The 13,772-nt window shown below is 41.5% G+C and carries 16 protein-coding genes; 13 read left to right on the forward strand and 3 right to left on the reverse strand.

What is annotated here, in order from left to right; all coding sequences use genetic code 11:
• Position 1: 1 nt before the first annotated feature.
• Positions 2-238 carry an acyl carrier protein gene (locus BFP72_RS05110; RefSeq protein ID WP_099598118.1) on the reverse strand — a complete coding sequence of 79 codons (237 nt, stop codon included), beginning with the start codon at positions 236-238 and terminating at the stop codon, positions 2-4.
• A gap of 303 nt (positions 239-541) precedes the next feature.
• On the opposite strand from BFP72_RS05110, the gene infC reads away from it, so the two are divergent.
• From infC to BFP72_RS05130, 4 genes are all read left to right on the forward strand, one after another.
• Complete coding sequence (gene infC / locus BFP72_RS05115; RefSeq protein WP_099598119.1) at positions 542-1,102, forward strand: translation initiation factor IF-3; 561 nt, start codon at positions 542-544, stop codon at positions 1,100-1,102.
• Between the two features lie 17 nt (positions 1,103-1,119).
• Positions 1,120-1,314 (forward strand): 50S ribosomal protein L35, encoded by a 195-nt coding sequence (rpmI, locus tag BFP72_RS05120; protein ID WP_099598120.1) that lies wholly within the window; start codon positions 1,120-1,122, stop codon positions 1,312-1,314.
• A gap of 97 nt (positions 1,315-1,411) precedes the next feature.
• A complete protein-coding gene (rplT, locus tag BFP72_RS05125; protein ID WP_099598121.1) occupies positions 1,412-1,756 on the forward strand; it encodes a 50S ribosomal protein L20 in 345 nt (114 codons plus the stop codon).
• 93 nt (positions 1,757-1,849) lie between these two features.
• Entirely contained in the window at positions 1,850-2,911 is a 1,062-nt protein-coding gene (locus BFP72_RS05130; RefSeq protein ID WP_099598122.1) for an LD-carboxypeptidase, read from the forward strand.
• A gap of 8 nt (positions 2,912-2,919) precedes the next feature.
• Here BFP72_RS05130 and BFP72_RS05135 read toward each other — a convergent pair whose 3' ends face one another.
• Positions 2,920-4,389: a Na+/H+ antiporter NhaC family protein gene (locus tag BFP72_RS05135; RefSeq protein WP_099598123.1), complete on the reverse strand. Its 1,470-nt coding sequence runs from the start codon at positions 4,387-4,389 to the stop codon at positions 2,920-2,922.
• A gap of 111 nt (positions 4,390-4,500) precedes the next feature.
• Between BFP72_RS05135 and BFP72_RS05140 the strand changes: the two genes are divergently transcribed.
• The 6 genes from BFP72_RS05140 (at position 4,501) to BFP72_RS05160 (ending at position 9,405) form a co-directional block, all read left to right on the forward strand.
• On the forward strand, positions 4,501-5,082 hold the full coding sequence (locus BFP72_RS05140; RefSeq protein ID WP_099598124.1) for a YceI family protein: 582 nt from the start codon (positions 4,501-4,503) through the stop codon (positions 5,080-5,082).
• 95 nt (positions 5,083-5,177) lie between these two features.
• Entirely contained in the window at positions 5,178-6,668 is a 1,491-nt protein-coding gene (locus tag BFP72_RS05145; protein WP_099598125.1) for a sodium-dependent transporter, read from the forward strand.
• Positions 6,669-6,688: 20 nt separating this feature from the next.
• Positions 6,689-6,787, forward strand: a complete 99-nt coding sequence (locus BFP72_RS18955) for a hypothetical protein (protein WP_255397266.1) — start codon at positions 6,689-6,691, stop codon at positions 6,785-6,787.
• Positions 6,788-6,879: 92 nt separating this feature from the next.
• Entirely contained in the window at positions 6,880-7,350 is a 471-nt protein-coding gene (locus tag BFP72_RS05150) for a nucleoside triphosphate pyrophosphohydrolase family protein (RefSeq protein WP_099598126.1), read from the forward strand.
• A 748-nt stretch (positions 7,351-8,098) separates the two neighbouring features.
• Positions 8,099-8,440 carry a transposase gene (locus BFP72_RS05155; RefSeq protein WP_255397137.1) on the forward strand — a complete coding sequence of 114 codons (342 nt, stop codon included), beginning with the start codon at positions 8,099-8,101 and terminating at the stop codon, positions 8,438-8,440.
• Between the two features lie 80 nt (positions 8,441-8,520).
• The gene (locus BFP72_RS05160) at positions 8,521-9,405 is read left to right on the forward strand and encodes a transposase (protein ID WP_221406442.1); all 885 of its coding nucleotides are present in this window, start codon (positions 8,521-8,523) and stop codon (positions 9,403-9,405) included.
• 424 nt (positions 9,406-9,829) lie between these two features.
• On the opposite strand, the gene BFP72_RS05165 is transcribed toward BFP72_RS05160, so the two are convergent.
• Positions 9,830-10,156: an iron-sulfur cluster assembly accessory protein gene (locus BFP72_RS05165; RefSeq protein WP_099598128.1), complete on the reverse strand. Its 327-nt coding sequence runs from the start codon at positions 10,154-10,156 to the stop codon at positions 9,830-9,832.
• A gap of 167 nt (positions 10,157-10,323) precedes the next feature.
• Between BFP72_RS05165 and thiL the strand changes: the two genes are divergently transcribed.
• The 3 genes from thiL to BFP72_RS05180 all read left to right on the forward strand — a co-directional run bounded on the left by thiL (position 10,324) and on the right by BFP72_RS05180 (position 13,772).
• A complete protein-coding gene (gene thiL, locus BFP72_RS05170; RefSeq protein ID WP_099598129.1) occupies positions 10,324-11,361 on the forward strand; it encodes a thiamine-phosphate kinase in 1,038 nt (345 codons plus the stop codon).
• A 90-nt stretch (positions 11,362-11,451) separates the two neighbouring features.
• The gene (locus BFP72_RS05175; protein WP_099598130.1) at positions 11,452-11,880 is read left to right on the forward strand and encodes a hypothetical protein; all 429 of its coding nucleotides are present in this window, start codon (positions 11,452-11,454) and stop codon (positions 11,878-11,880) included.
• 77 nt (positions 11,881-11,957) lie between these two features.
• On the forward strand, positions 11,958-13,772 hold the full coding sequence (locus tag BFP72_RS05180; protein ID WP_099598131.1) for an ATP-binding protein: 1,815 nt from the start codon (positions 11,958-11,960) through the stop codon (positions 13,770-13,772).

Raw genomic sequence — 13,772 nt, forward strand, 5'->3', positions numbered from 1 at the left:
ATTATTTTGCGTTCTCTTCCAAGTAGCTGATAGCCTGTCCTACAGTACCAATGTTTTCAGCCTGATCGTCTGGAATAGAGATGTTGAATTCTTTTTCGAACTCCATGATCAACTCAACTGTGTCAAGTGAATCAGCACCAAGATCGTTAGTGAAGCTTGCTTCAGCGTTTACCTCAGACTCTTCTACTCCTAATTTGTCGATAATAATTGATTTTACTTTTTGTGCTATATCAGACATTATTATTATTGTTTGGTTTAAAAATCTGTGCAAAGAAATGAATTAAAAGCATTAATGCCAAACAAATTTATTCAATCTTAGATGGCGTGAATAGGGCTTATATTAGCCTAGTTGTAACTGCTGAATGATGAGTGACTTAAGCTCAAGTTAAAACACAGATATTTATTACAGGCTAGCTCTATGATTCAAAATCTTTTATAATTATTATTGATAATCGATTATTAGTTATAGTAAGTGTTGGTTTTGCTCTATAAAAGTCGATATTTGCAGTTCGAAATTTTTGAAACATAAACTTTAAAACAAATCGCTAAACAAAGATATCAGAGAAGGGGTTTTCGAGGTAGAGTAGAAGAGCCCTATAAGGTAAATGATAAAATAACCGCTCGAGAAGTTAGAGTCGTGGGTGAAAATGTACAGGTAGACGTGTATTCGTTGAGCCAAGCATTGAATCTTGCGAAAGAGCAAGGTCTGGATCTTGTTGAAATCTCACCGAAAGCTGAACCTCCTGTTTGTAAAATTACGGATTACTCGAAGTTTAAGTACGAACAAAAGAAAAAGCAGAAGGAGATTAAATCCAAAGCGCATAAGGCTGTTTTGAAAGAAATCAGGTTCGGTCCCAATACGGATGATCATGATTTTCAATTTAAACTGAAGCATGCAATTAAATTTTTGGAGGAAGGTGCCAAAGTGAAGGCTTATGTTCATTTCGTAGGTAGAACTATCGTCTTTAAGGAGCGTGGGGAAATTTTATTATTGAAGTTCGCACAAGCACTCGAGGAGTATGCCAAGGTGGAGCAGTTGCCAAAGCTGGAAGGAAAGAGAATGTTCCTTATGCTTTCGCCTAAAATCTTAAAAAAGAAATAAATAGTTAAATTAATAAAATGCCAAAAGTTAAAACTAAAGCGGGAGCAAAGAAACGTTTCAAGTTGACAGGAAGTGGTAAAATCAAAAGAAAGCATGCTTTCAAGAGCCACATCTTGACCAAGAAAGAAACGAAGCAGAAGAGAAATTTGACAAAAATGGGTCAAGTCCATAAGTCAGATGTTGCTAATGTTAAAGACATGCTTCATATTTAATCAAGCCTAGGGCTAGATTAGGTTCAAATTTTCACCAGAGGGTTGGTTATAAGATTCATATATCAATGGACGCCAAGCATCAAAAAAGTTAAAAATTATGCCAAGATCGGTAAACACTGTAGCTAGTAGAGCTAGAAGAAAAAAGGTTCTGAAATTAGCCAAGGGTTATTTCGGAAGAAGAAAGAATGTATGGACGGTAGCGAAGAATGCCGTAGAGAAGGGCCTCGGCTACTCATACAGAGATAGAAAAGTTAAAAAGAGAGAATTTAGAAAGTTGTGGATTCAGAGAATCAACGCAGGTGCGAGACAGCATGGTCTTTCTTACTCTCAGTTTATGGGTAAGCTTTCGGCTGCTCAAATCGAATTGAATAGAAAAGTTTTGGCTGATTTAGCAATGAATCACCCAGAAGCTTTCAAAGCAGTTGTTGATCAATTGAAATAATCAACAGCTCGATAGAGATTAGAACCTCGACTATATCGTCGGGGTTTTTTTATGCCCAATTTATTTTAGATTTATCCTAAATAAGAACCTACTATGAATCGAAGAAAGTTTATTGGAAATGCCGCCCTATGGAGTGGCACGGGTTTATTGTCTTACTGTACAGGAGAGGCAATGCCCGTTGAACAGGTTCAGGAAGCTACTCATGTATTGAAGCCTAAAGCGCTGCAGCCTGGTGACACGATTGGTTTGATTACACCAGGGAGCGCGTTGGTAGGAGCAGCAGTGGCAAAGGCTGAGCGAAACATGCGCGCACTGGGGTTTGAGGTTGTCTATTCGAGGCATTACAATGTGCGCCGTGGTTTTGTCGCGGGGACGGATGAGCAACGTGTTGAGGATTTGCACGAGATGTTTGCAAACCCGGATATAGCTGGTGTGATTTGTGGACGAGGGGGGTATGGTACAGGTAGATTGCTGCAAATGCTCGATTATGGCTTGATTCAAAGTAACCCTAAGGTGTTGATGGGGTTTAGTGATATCACGGCATTGCACTTTGCGATACATCAGCAGACTGGGTTGGCCTGCTTCCATGGCCCAGTAGCTTCTTCAGAGTTTACTCCTTATACTACGGCAGGGGTGAGAAATGTAGTGATGTCTACTTCCAAACCGAGTATTCAGCGCCCTGCTAGTTGGGAGGTCAAGAGTGCTGAATCTTATCAATACAATGTACTTGTAGAGGGGGTGGCCGAGGGGCAGCTTATTGGAGGTAATTTGAGTATAGTGTGTTCGATGTTGGGGACTCCGTATGATGTCAGTTTCTCTGGCAAGATTGTGTTTTTGGAGGAGGTAGGTGAGTCACTTTATCGTGTGGACCGTATGCTGACACAGCTTCTCAATAGTGGAAAGCTTGATCAATGTGTAGGTGTGGTGTTAGGGGTTTTTGCAAGCTGTGTAGCTAAATCAGGAGGAGTAGATGATGATCACTATGTGACATTGACTAAAGTACTTACGGATCGGTTGGGTCAGCTCAAAGTGCCGGTTATTTATGGGTTGCCTATTGGGCACATTGATGACAATAGCACCTTGCCTATAGGGATACGTGCTAGGATGGATTCTCAAACTGGCAAGATAGAGTTGCTAGAGTCTGCTGTGGTTTAGCGAGAGAGTTATGAAACTGACCCCATGATCATATAGAGGATGAAAGTGGCACCACCGGCCACAAGTGCATAGGGGAGTTGTGTATTGACGTGATCGATGTGGTCACTGGCTGAGGCCATAGATGAAATGATTGTCGTGTCGGAGATAGGAGAGCAGTGGTCTCCAAATACTCCACCTCCAATCGCTGCAGCAATAGCCATACTGACGTTGCTGTCCATGCTTTGAGCCATTGGTACGGCGATTGATATCATGATGGCAAAGGTGCCCCATGATGTGCCTGTACTGAATGCAATGAAGCAACTGGTGACAAAGACTATGGCAGGAACGAATTTGGGCGAAAGCCAAGCCTCTGTGGCGTGTGCGATATATAGTCCTGTGCCAAGCTCTTTGCATAAGGCCCCTATTGTGAATGCAAATACCATCAATAGTGCCAAAGAAACCATTCCAGACATTCCTTGGATGGAGAGGTCTATCATTTCCTTGATCTTCATTATTCTTTGTGCACTATATAATCCCATACAGGTCAAGATTGCAAGAGTGACAGAGTATAGAACAGATGTGGAACCAGACCCGTTTCCAATTGCTGTAAATACTCGTTGAAAGAGGGGAGTAGTATTGTTGTCATCCCAGCCAGTATAGATAAGCATGGTGGGCATCATCGCAATCATCACGACTATAGGGATGGTCATATTGAATGCTTTGAGGTTGTGTGTGCTTTTTGGTTCGATCATGGCTATCTCGTCAGAAATCATGGGGGTTGCTCCATCGGCGATGACTTTGCCTTCGGTTTGGGCACGATGTTCGGCTTTGCGCATAGGTCCAAAGTCTTTGCCGGAGAGGATGATATAAAGTACCAGCCCTATAGCGAGAAACGGATAAAAGTTATAGATCAAAGAACCAAAGAGGAGGGAAAATGGGCTGTCAAAACCTTGGGCTGCAAGTAGCCCCATGATGAAGGCTCCCCAGGCATTGAAAGGGAATATGATACATGAGGGAGCCGAACTAGAGTCGGCCAGATAGGCGAGTTTTTCTCTAGGGATTTTCATCTTGTCAAAAATGGGTCGATACAGCGTCCCGACAGTGAGTATCGAGATGTTAGATTCGACAAAAATAATCATTCCAGTGAGGGAAGCGTAGAGTTGAATCATAGTGCGACTTTTGGTAGTATTGGTGGATTTTTCCAATCGTCGAGAAACCCATTGAATAAAACCTTCGACTCCTCCCGAACGCTGGATCAGTGCAATGAGTGATCCAACGAGCAAGGTGAAGATAATAGTACGTGTATTGCCAGGATCAGCAAACACCTGTACGAAGGCTGCTAGGGTGTCCATAGTGCCAGCGAGGGGATTGCCGTTATTGAGAATAATCCACCCAAGCCAGATGCCTATGGAGAGAGAAAGGAAGACTTGCTTGGTGCGCAGCGCTAAGAAAATTGCTAAGAGGGGAGGTACTAAAGACCAGAAACCGTATTCACTCATGGGGTAAATTTATTAGAGTATCGAATCTACTCTAATTATAGACATAGCACAAAATGCGGTGGGAATTGTCTTCATTATTTCGTATATTTTATCAAGCAAAACCTAAAGATTATGAAAAAGACGATATATCCAATTTTGATATTGGTGTGTCTATCACTTACATCCTGGGCACAGACCAAGTGGGAGATAGATCCTGTACATTCCAATATAGAGTTTGAAGTAGACCATATGGCTATTTCGACCGTTACAGGCAGTTTTACAGATTTTCAATGTGCAGTAGAGTCCAAGAGGAATTCTTTTGATGGTGCCAAAGTTGATGCTTTGGTCCAAGTTAAAAGTTTGACTACTAAAAACGTAACGAGGGACAAACACTTGCGCGAGGATGATTTTTTTAATGCAGAGAAATATCCAGTGATTACGTTCAAAAGCGAGTCTTTTGTAAAGAAAAGTGATACCAAGTATCAAGTGACTGGATGGCTAACAATTCGCGATGTGACCAAGAAGATTACATTTCCTGCAGAGTACAGTGGTATGGCCAAACTAGGAGAGAAAGTGATCAGCGGTTTTAAGGCTGAGTTTGTCATCAATCGCTTTGATTACAAATTGACTTGGAATGATACTTTGGACACAGGTAGTCTTGTAGTAGGCAAGGATGTCAATGTCAAATTGAATTTAGAGTTGATAAAGATTTAGCAGAGGTTATTTGGATTTGGAGAGAGGCGGTTCAAAGTATGTCTATGTAGATATTGCTTTTGAGACCGCCTCTTTTTGTGTAGTTTCGGGTCTTCATGAGCAACACAGAAAATTTTAGTAATCGTTGGGGGATTGTACTAGCCTCATTGGGTATGGCGATAGGGGCGGGCAATCTTTGGCGCTTTCCTCGTCTCGCAGGTCAGTATGGAGGTTCATTTATCATTCTTTGGATTGTGTTTCTGTTTGTTTGGTCCATACCGTTGTTGTTGGCGGAGTTTTCTATGGGCAAGAACTTTAGAAAGGGTGTTATTGGCTCTTTTGCCGCCTTGGCAGGGAAACGTTACACTTGGATGGGATTTTTCATTACGGTATGTACCTTAGGGATTGCCTTTTATTATTCAGTGGTGACAGCATGGTCACTTCGTTATTTAAGCTTCTCTGTAGGGAATTTATTCGATGACACGCCGTTGCTTGATCGTATTGCTACTGATCCGAGTTATATGGGGGGGCACTGGGAGAGCGTGTCCAACGGTAGTTGGGTGACAGTGATTACATATATCTGTTGTGTAATGGTTGGGGTGTGGGTGTTGTCTCGAGGTATTCAAAAAGGATTAGAAAAGACGAACCGATTGCTCATTCCAAGTTTGTTTGTATTGTTGCTGGTTATAGTGGCTATATCCCTCAATATGGATGGAGGAGTCAAGGGGTTGGAGTATATGTTTGCCATTGACGTCAGCCATTTTTCAAATGGAAAAATATGGATTGAAGCGCTTTCTCAATCGGCTTGGTCTACGGGAGCGGGCTGGGGACTGATGATTACAATTTCTTCTTATTCCCGAGTCAAAGAAGACGTTGTTCTTAATACATTTATTGGAGCTTTGGGGAATAATACGGCTTCTTTGATTGCTGGAATGGCAATTTTGCCAGCGGTGTTTGCATTGGCAAGTTCAGAGGGAGAGGCCATAGCGTATCTGCAGGAAGGTAACCAAGCGTTGACGTTCATGATCATACCCGAGTTGTTTGCTCACGTAGATGGAGGGGGGTATTTGTCAGTATTGTTTTTTGCGGCGCTTTCTATGGCAGCTTTTAGTTCGCTGTTGCCGATGCTAGAACTCATGGGGCGAAATTTGCAAGACCTGGGATTGAATAAAAGGAAAGTCATGCTGTGGGTTTCATTCTTTTTTGTCTTGTTTGGGTTTCCTTCGGCGTATTCTTTGAATGTATTCAATAATCAAGATTGGGTTTGGGGGTTAGGGCTGATCTTGACTGGTATGTTTATTTTGTACGGCTTGCTTGTTTTTGGAATCAAGCGGTTCAAGGAAGAGTATCTCGATACTGATTCGGATTTGAAATTTCCAACGCTATATTTCCAAATTTGTGTGGTGAGTAATCTACTATTGGGATGTGTTTTGATTTACTGGTGGATGTCACAAGGCTTTAGTAATTACCCTTGGTTTGATGAATCTGGGAGTTGGAATGTGATGGATGTGTATAGTAACGCCTCGATCGTTACCCAGTGGGGAGGCGTGTTGTTGATAGGTGTACTGTTCAATCGATTTTTGTATAAGAAATTTGCAACAAAATGAGTAGCCAAGCAATCATTAGTATGGTGTGTATCTTAGGGGCAGTTGTCGGTGGGTTCGTGTTTTTTCTGAGTTTAGCCATACGAAAAGAGAATAATGACCAAGCGAACGACAAAGGGTAGTTCGTGGTAGCTATGGGATGTTATAATCCCACTGAGAGGTTGTATATGTTTAAATCCCTTGTGTTCAATTTTTAAAGACTTATTAATAACAGATGAAAAAGATAGATGCACTCAATCAAGTTGCCGAGTTTCACCGGACATTCAAACATCCTATAGTTGAGAGCCCTAAAATCCCTGATGCGAAGCGTTGCGCACTACGTGTAGAGTTGATCTCGGAAGAGCTCAAAGAGCTTGAACAAGCAATCAAAGACAAGGATATGGTGGAGATAGCTGATGCACTTTGTGATATTCAGTATGTCTTGTCTGGTGCGGTATTGGAGTTTGGTCTTGGTCACAAGTTTGTTGAGTTGTTTGACGAAGTACAACGTTCTAATATGAGCAAGGCTTGTAAGACGATGGAAGAGGCTCAGGCGACAGTGTTGCACTATAGGGAGAATAAGGGGACGGAGAGTTATATCAAGGAAGAGGATGGCTTGTATTTGGTCTATCGCAAAGAGGATGACAAGACTCTCAAGTCTATTGATTATTCACCAGCAGATTTGAAGGGGATCTTAGAGGAGTAGAGGGGCCTGATTCTATGAAATACAAAAGGACAGCCATATAGCTGTCCTTTTTTGGTTGGGGTTGGTTTCCTAACTGGTTGACTTAGGGGCAATACGTATTTACAAGTGTAAAGCTGCGAACATCTCACTTTCGAATCCTGCCAAATGTGTTTAAAATCCTGCCAATCTGCTTTATTTTCACTCAATCCCTGTTTTTTTTCGTAGCGAGTGGGTGTTTTTGTTTAATTGAGGATGCTGATTTGGGATGTGAATTCTCTAGTGTTGTAGACTGTTCTCCGCACTAGTATATATGTGGCAATTATGTTTTACTTCATAGCCAGCCTTTCGAATGGTGTGAATAATAGAGGGGTTCTTAGGGAATATTGTTACTATGAATGGCTCGGGGGGCGCGTAGGCTTTGGAGGTTGTTTTGATGAGTTTCTTTTGTGTTTATTTTGTGCAATATCATGCCTGTGTTAGAGATGTAATCTTTTCTGGAAGACTGTATTGAAAATCCAAGATCGGGCAGAGGCTAGTTTAGAATGAATTATGTGTTAAGCTTCTGCAGAATTGAAAGAGAGCTTGTTGATTTGTAGGTCAACTATAGGATCAGTTAGTAATGCTTGGAGCAACATCAGTAACCATTTCTCGATGAATCTTGAACCCAGAAATACGGATTGGTCTCAAATCTGGATCAGTCTGTATTTCTGGGGGGCAATAAGTCATAATTAATTTTCTTTGCTAGAAAAAAGCATTGGAAAAGGAGTTATTGAGTCTATTATTACCTGAGGGTATGTTGGATTATTTCGAAGTAGTGTCCATGAGGCTAAAGGACAAAACGTATTTCATTTATTTGGAAGAGAAGAATATCCACCCTCAGCAGTTCAAAGGAGATAAATTGACCTCCAAAGGATTCTTTGATGAGGTTTCCATTCAAGATTTTCCTCTTCGCGGCAAGCCCTGCTATCTTAAGATCAAGCGTAGGAAGTGGCTCAATGAGGATACTGGCAAAAATGTAAGCAGGGATTGGAAAATGGTAGCAACAGGTACGCGGATGACAGAGGAATTCGCGCTTTTTTTAAAACGGAACTCCTGGATTCCAAGCCTATAAGCTGCAAGCTGGTTGCCGAACTATTTCATCTCAATAGTAAGCAACTCGAACACCAATATGTCTTCTATTTGAGCAATTTCATGCAATGGCCTCAACGGGAGCACGCCTCTGATTGGATATTGTTCCCCGAAAACATGGGCACTCATTTAAGTATTGATGAGACTGCTCTCTCACAAGGAGAGCTTTATACAATTGTGACCAATAAAGCAGCAAAAGGAAGGAAAGGTAGCTTAGTTGCTTTGGTCAAAGGAACTGATAGTGAGCAAGTAAACGCGGTATTGAAGCAAGTTGACAGTACTTTAAGGCGCAAAGTCCAAGAAGTCACACTGGATATGGCTGCTAGCATGGAAAAAATAGTTAGACGCAGCTTTCCAAAAGCCCAGTTAGTAACAGACCGCTTTCATGTTCAAAAATTGGCCTATGATGCGGTACAAGAAATGCGCATTGCTTACAGATGGGAAGCCATCGATCAGGAAAATAAAGAAATTGAATTGAGTCGTGAAGCAGGTAAGTCTTATGTTGCCCATCGACTCGAAAATGGCGATACAGAGAAGCAACTTTTGGCTAGAAGCAGGTACTTGCTTTTCAAAAGCGAACACAACTGGACTGTCTCACAAGTCCACCGTGCAGAGATACTCTTCAAACACTATCCTTCACTGGAAAAAGCCTACAAACTCTCAAGAGAACTCGCTTACATTTATCAAAGTAGCAAGGTCAAAGGAGTTGCATTTACTCGTTTGGCTCAATGGTATGACAAGGTAGAAAAGGCAGGCTTCAAGTCCTTCAACACAGTGGCCAGAACAATACAAAACCACTATCAGAGTATTCTCAATTTCTTTGATCATCGAAGTACCAATGCGTCAGCAGAATCTTTCAATGCCAAGATCAAGGCCTTTAGATCTCAATTCAGAGGTGTTCAAAACGTAGAATTTTTCCTCTACAGACTATCTAAAATTTATGCGTGATTTTTTCAATCCCCCAAGTTTACAGACTGATCCGTTTTGAACATTGAATCGTTGAATAACGAAGTGATCCATCATCTCTCCCCCAGAAATACAGACTGATCCTCAAATCTTTCATATGGAGTAGTAGAGTGAGGATAAAAAAGAAGGGGCTGCCCTTGCGGTGCAACCCCTAAACCAACCTAACCTAAACTTACCTTTGTTACCTTTATTTGATATTTGGTTAATTGCTAGAACCGTGCCAAACTTTCATTTAAAGGATTAATTTTTTTGCTTTGTTATTAACTTTAGCGTGATACAAAAGTATTGTAATCCTTGATATCCGCAAACAAATATTAGTTATAATATGTTAATTTCTGGAAAAATAAGTGATTCCCCTAAGTATTAGGGGAAATACCATGTATAAACATGTAATTCGTTGGCTTATTTATACGGCAAAACTCTCTCCGCAACCGCAAGTTCTTGTGGCATTGGGATTGATAAACTGAAACCCCTTGCCATTGAGCCCATCCGAAAAATCCAAAGTAGTGTCAAGTAAGTAGAATAAACTTTTCTTGTCGACGATTACTTTGACACCTTTGTCTTCGAAGACGTCATCTTTGTCGGTGATTTGATCATCGAAGGATAAGTCATACATCAATCCCGAACACCCTCCGCCTTTCACAGACACCCGTAGGTTGTGAGACTCAGAGTGTCCTTCGTTCTCTTTCAATTGTACTATTCTCTTTAGCGCTTTTTCTGATACTTTCAGCATAATATTCTCTGTTCAATATTATTGGATGGAACTCTTTAGCTTGATAAAAAGTTTCATTCTCTTTGCAAAAGTAAGGCTTTTAGGTAGAATTATTTTAAATAATGGATTCTTCCTTACATCAAAATATTAGCGCTCATGATACTGCGCATCTACAATTTAAAGGGGTTATGTCAGAGGAAAAACAGAAAAGGACTGAAATAGGAGAAATAGGAGAGTTTGGTTTGATCGATAGGATCGAATCTACTTTTGATGCTACCAACAGTAGTACACTCGTGGGGATTGGAGATGATGCTGCTGTGATCGACGGGGGAGATCATGTCAAGTTGGTTTCCACGGATATGCTCGTAGAGGGGGTGCATTTTGATTTGTCTTATATGCCACTCGAGCATTTGGGCTACAAATCTGTAGCTGTCAATGTCTCTGATATAGCTGCGATGAATGCTAAACCGAAACAGATTACCATTAGCTTGGGACTCAGTAATCGTTTTTCTGTAGAGGCTGTAGAGTCGTTTTACAAAGGTGTGAAATACGCTTGTGAGGATTTTGGAGTTGATTTGGTTGGTGGAGATACGACTTCTTCGCCAAGTGGGATGATCGTGTCTGTCACGGTGATAGGTGAAGGAGAGAAGGATAAGGTGGTTTATCGGAAAAATGCAGAAGAAAATGACATCATCTGTGTGACCGGAGATTTGGGTGGAGCTTTGATGGGACTCCAGGTACTTGAGAGAGAGAAGGAAGTGTTCAAAACCAACCCCGACATGCAGCCTGATATATCGGCGTACGAGTATGTGGTCAAGCGACAGTTGAAGCCTACAGCACGCATGGATGTGATCTATGAATTGGAAGATGTAGGGGTAGTGCCTACTTCTATGATCGACGTGTCTGATGGACTGGCTTCTGAGTTGTTTCATATTGCGAAGCATTCTCAAGTGGGAGTGACCATCTATGAGGATAAGTTGCCAATTGACGAAGTTACCTACAACACGGCTATTGAATTTAAGTTGGATCCAGCTACCTGTGTACTCAATGGTGGAGAAGATTACGAGCTTCTTTTTACTATCAGTCAGTCTGATTTTGAGAAAATTAAGAACCTGTCTGATGTCACAGCGATAGGGTATATCGATAAGAAGGAAAACGGACATAAAATGGTCACCAAAGGCGGGAATGCGGTACCTCTAGAAGCTCAAGGGTGGAAGCATTTTTAAGAAAATCTCGTACATCTTTATGTGGTATTACTAGTCTTAATTCTAAATATTTAGTCTTAATTTTGGCTTAACAAGCATAATTGATTCTACATGAGTACAGTCCCTGTTCTATCCGAAAAGTCAAAATTGTATCTTGATAAGCCTTATGTGAAGGTGTTTTGGAACCCAGAAGATCGTGTGCTTACCAGTCAATGGAGTGGCTTTTGCAGTTTTGCAGAGATCAAAGCCGTCGGAGAACGTATCTTGGATGCGGTGATTTTCGAACAGGTGGAAAAAGTGCTCTATGATGCTCGTGAAATTGAAGTACTGGATGATGAGTCTCAGAAGTATATCTCAGGGACTTTTACCAAGGACATGATTAGTTCTGGTGTTAAATTTTCAGCTACTGTGTTGCCCGATGATGTTTTTGCGAAATTTTCTATCGATGGAATTCACCAGAAACTTGCCCATCAGCGTATTTCAAATTTCGAATACTTTCAGTCGCTTTCCCATGCTTTTCTTTGGCTTAAAGAAAAATAATCGGAGAAATTGAGCTGTTGATGGCTAATCTAGTTGTTTATTCTTTTGTTTATCATCGTAAATGAACATCTTGAGACATGCGTCAAAATCTGTTAGTAGCGATGTTTCTGTTTTTTGGGTTGAGCTTGGCTCATGGGCAAGATTGGAGTACTGCACAGCAATCCAAGGAAGCGACATTGGATGTGTACTGGTACACTTCGCGACCATTTATCTATCAAAACACTGCTGGAGAGTTCGAAGGTGTTGAGTTCGAGATTTTACAAGCCTTTCAGGATTATCTAAAAAATACGCATGGGCTGAATCTCACGCTCAATTGGAAAAAGGCAGAGAATTTTTCGAATGTCATGGAGGTAGTTCGAGAGGCGGACCGTGCCAATGTGATCGGGGTGTCTGCTTTTTCGATTACAGAAGAGCGAAAGCAGTTTTTAGATTTTACCCAATCGTATCTGACAGACATCTCGGTACTTGTGTCAAGCAAGGGGACTCCAATCGTAAGGAGTACTGATGAGATTTCGGCAATGATGAATAATATGCAGGCTGTGACTATCAGAGGGACAGTATATGAGAAAATGTTGAAGGATTTGCAAGTTCGCCTAGGCAGAGAGTTTGAAATCGTTTATATCAGTAGTGGACAGAATATTTTGGATGTCATCAATGAAGAGGACAATCGGTTTGGATTCATCGATCTTCCTATATACTTGATGCAGGTCAAGAGAGGGGGAGAGTTGACCAGACAAAATTTCTTCACCGTGAGAGGAACAGGTTATGGTTTTATTTTGCCGCAAGGTAGTGATTGGGTGATACCATTCAATGCTTTTTTGACTGATGAGGAGAGCAAAAAGACCTTTCAGCCCTTCATTTCTAAATATATGGGGGCCGAGCTTTATAGTTTTATTGATGAGCTGTACAGTGAGGAGCAATTGAGTACTTCTATCCTTACCAAGGAGAAGGAGTTGCAATTGGCGTTGATCAAAAATGCCAATCTACGCTTGGCTGAGGAGGAGCGCTCTCATCGTATATTGGTGATAGGTTTGTCGGCGGTAGGGGTCTTGCTATTGGCTATGTCAGTGTTGTTGATCAAGTATGACAAAACCATGCGGCAAATGACTCTTCAAAAAGGGCAAATCGAAGAACAACAAAAGGATATTCAACATAAAAATGAGAAACTGATCAATCGAAATGTGCAGTTGCATGCGCTCAATGAAGATAAAAACCATCTGGTCAGTATTTTGGCTCATGACTTGAGGTCCCCTTTGAGTCAGATAGTGGGGTTGTCCAATTTGATGTCAAGTTCTTCGAAGCGGACACCAGAGGAGGATGCTACATATTTGGGGCATATTCATGATGCGGCAGAACGCATGAATCAGATGGTGAGCAAAATACTGGATCGTGAAGTTTTAGAGGGGACTCAGAGCCCAGTACTGGTCGAGCGAGTGGATGTACGTCAGGTTATTGGAGATATAGCGGATCGGTACGGTAGTGTTGCCCAACAAAAGTCTATTTGTTTGGAGACTGTTTTGTCTAGTGATAGTTGGTTGATGACGGATCACATGTTATTATTTTTGGTATTGGAAAACCTTGTTTCCAATGCGATCAAGTTCTCACCACAAGGCAGTGTTGTAGGGTTGGAAGCAAGTCAGCATGAGGGGCGGATGATTTTTGTAGTGAGGGATCAGGGGCCTGGATTTTCGGAAGAGGACAAGAGCCGGATGTTTCATCGGTTTCAAAAGTTAAGTGCTCAGCCTACTGGGAATGAGTCTTCTACAGGGTTGGGGCTATCGATTGTGAAAAAGTACGTTCAAGACCTACAAGGAAAGATATGGCTTGAATCCCAACCGGAAGAGGGTAGTGTCTTTTATGTAAGTCTGCCAATCGAACCTCAAGAAAGCTAG

It is taken from the genome of Reichenbachiella sp. 5M10, assembly GCF_002742335.1.
In the GTDB taxonomy this organism is placed as follows: Bacteria; Bacteroidota; Bacteroidia; order Cytophagales; family Cyclobacteriaceae; genus Reichenbachiella.

Bases quoted from the DNA above. Each gene is read 5' to 3' on its own strand.
- BFP72_RS05110 (WP_099598118.1), bottom strand. From the start codon at position 238: ATGTCTGATATAGCACAAAAAGTAAAATCAATTATTATCGACAAATTA.
- rpmI (WP_099598120.1), top strand. From the start codon at position 1,120: ATGCCAAAAGTTAAAACTAAAGCGGGAGCAAAGAAACGTTTCAAGTTG.
- rplT (WP_099598121.1), top strand. From the start codon at position 1,412: ATGCCAAGATCGGTAAACACTGTAGCTAGTAGAGCTAGAAGAAAAAAG.
- BFP72_RS05130 (WP_099598122.1), top strand. From the start codon at position 1,850: ATGAATCGAAGAAAGTTTATTGGAAATGCCGCCCTATGGAGTGGCACG.
- BFP72_RS05135 (WP_099598123.1), bottom strand. From the start codon at position 4,389: ATGAGTGAATACGGTTTCTGGTCTTTAGTACCTCCCCTCTTAGCAATT.
- BFP72_RS05140 (WP_099598124.1), top strand. From the start codon at position 4,501: ATGAAAAAGACGATATATCCAATTTTGATATTGGTGTGTCTATCACTT.
- BFP72_RS05145 (WP_099598125.1), top strand. From the start codon at position 5,178: ATGAGCAACACAGAAAATTTTAGTAATCGTTGGGGGATTGTACTAGCC.
- BFP72_RS18955 (WP_255397266.1), top strand. From the start codon at position 6,689: ATGGTGTGTATCTTAGGGGCAGTTGTCGGTGGGTTCGTGTTTTTTCTG.
- BFP72_RS05150 (WP_099598126.1), top strand. From the start codon at position 6,880: ATGAAAAAGATAGATGCACTCAATCAAGTTGCCGAGTTTCACCGGACA.
- BFP72_RS05160 (WP_221406442.1), top strand. From the start codon at position 8,521: ATGCAATGGCCTCAACGGGAGCACGCCTCTGATTGGATATTGTTCCCC.
- BFP72_RS05165 (WP_099598128.1), bottom strand. From the start codon at position 10,156: ATGCTGAAAGTATCAGAAAAAGCGCTAAAGAGAATAGTACAATTGAAA.
- thiL (WP_099598129.1), top strand. From the start codon at position 10,324: ATGTCAGAGGAAAAACAGAAAAGGACTGAAATAGGAGAAATAGGAGAG.
- BFP72_RS05175 (WP_099598130.1), top strand. From the start codon at position 11,452: ATGAGTACAGTCCCTGTTCTATCCGAAAAGTCAAAATTGTATCTTGAT.
- BFP72_RS05180 (WP_099598131.1), top strand. From the start codon at position 11,958: ATGCGTCAAAATCTGTTAGTAGCGATGTTTCTGTTTTTTGGGTTGAGC.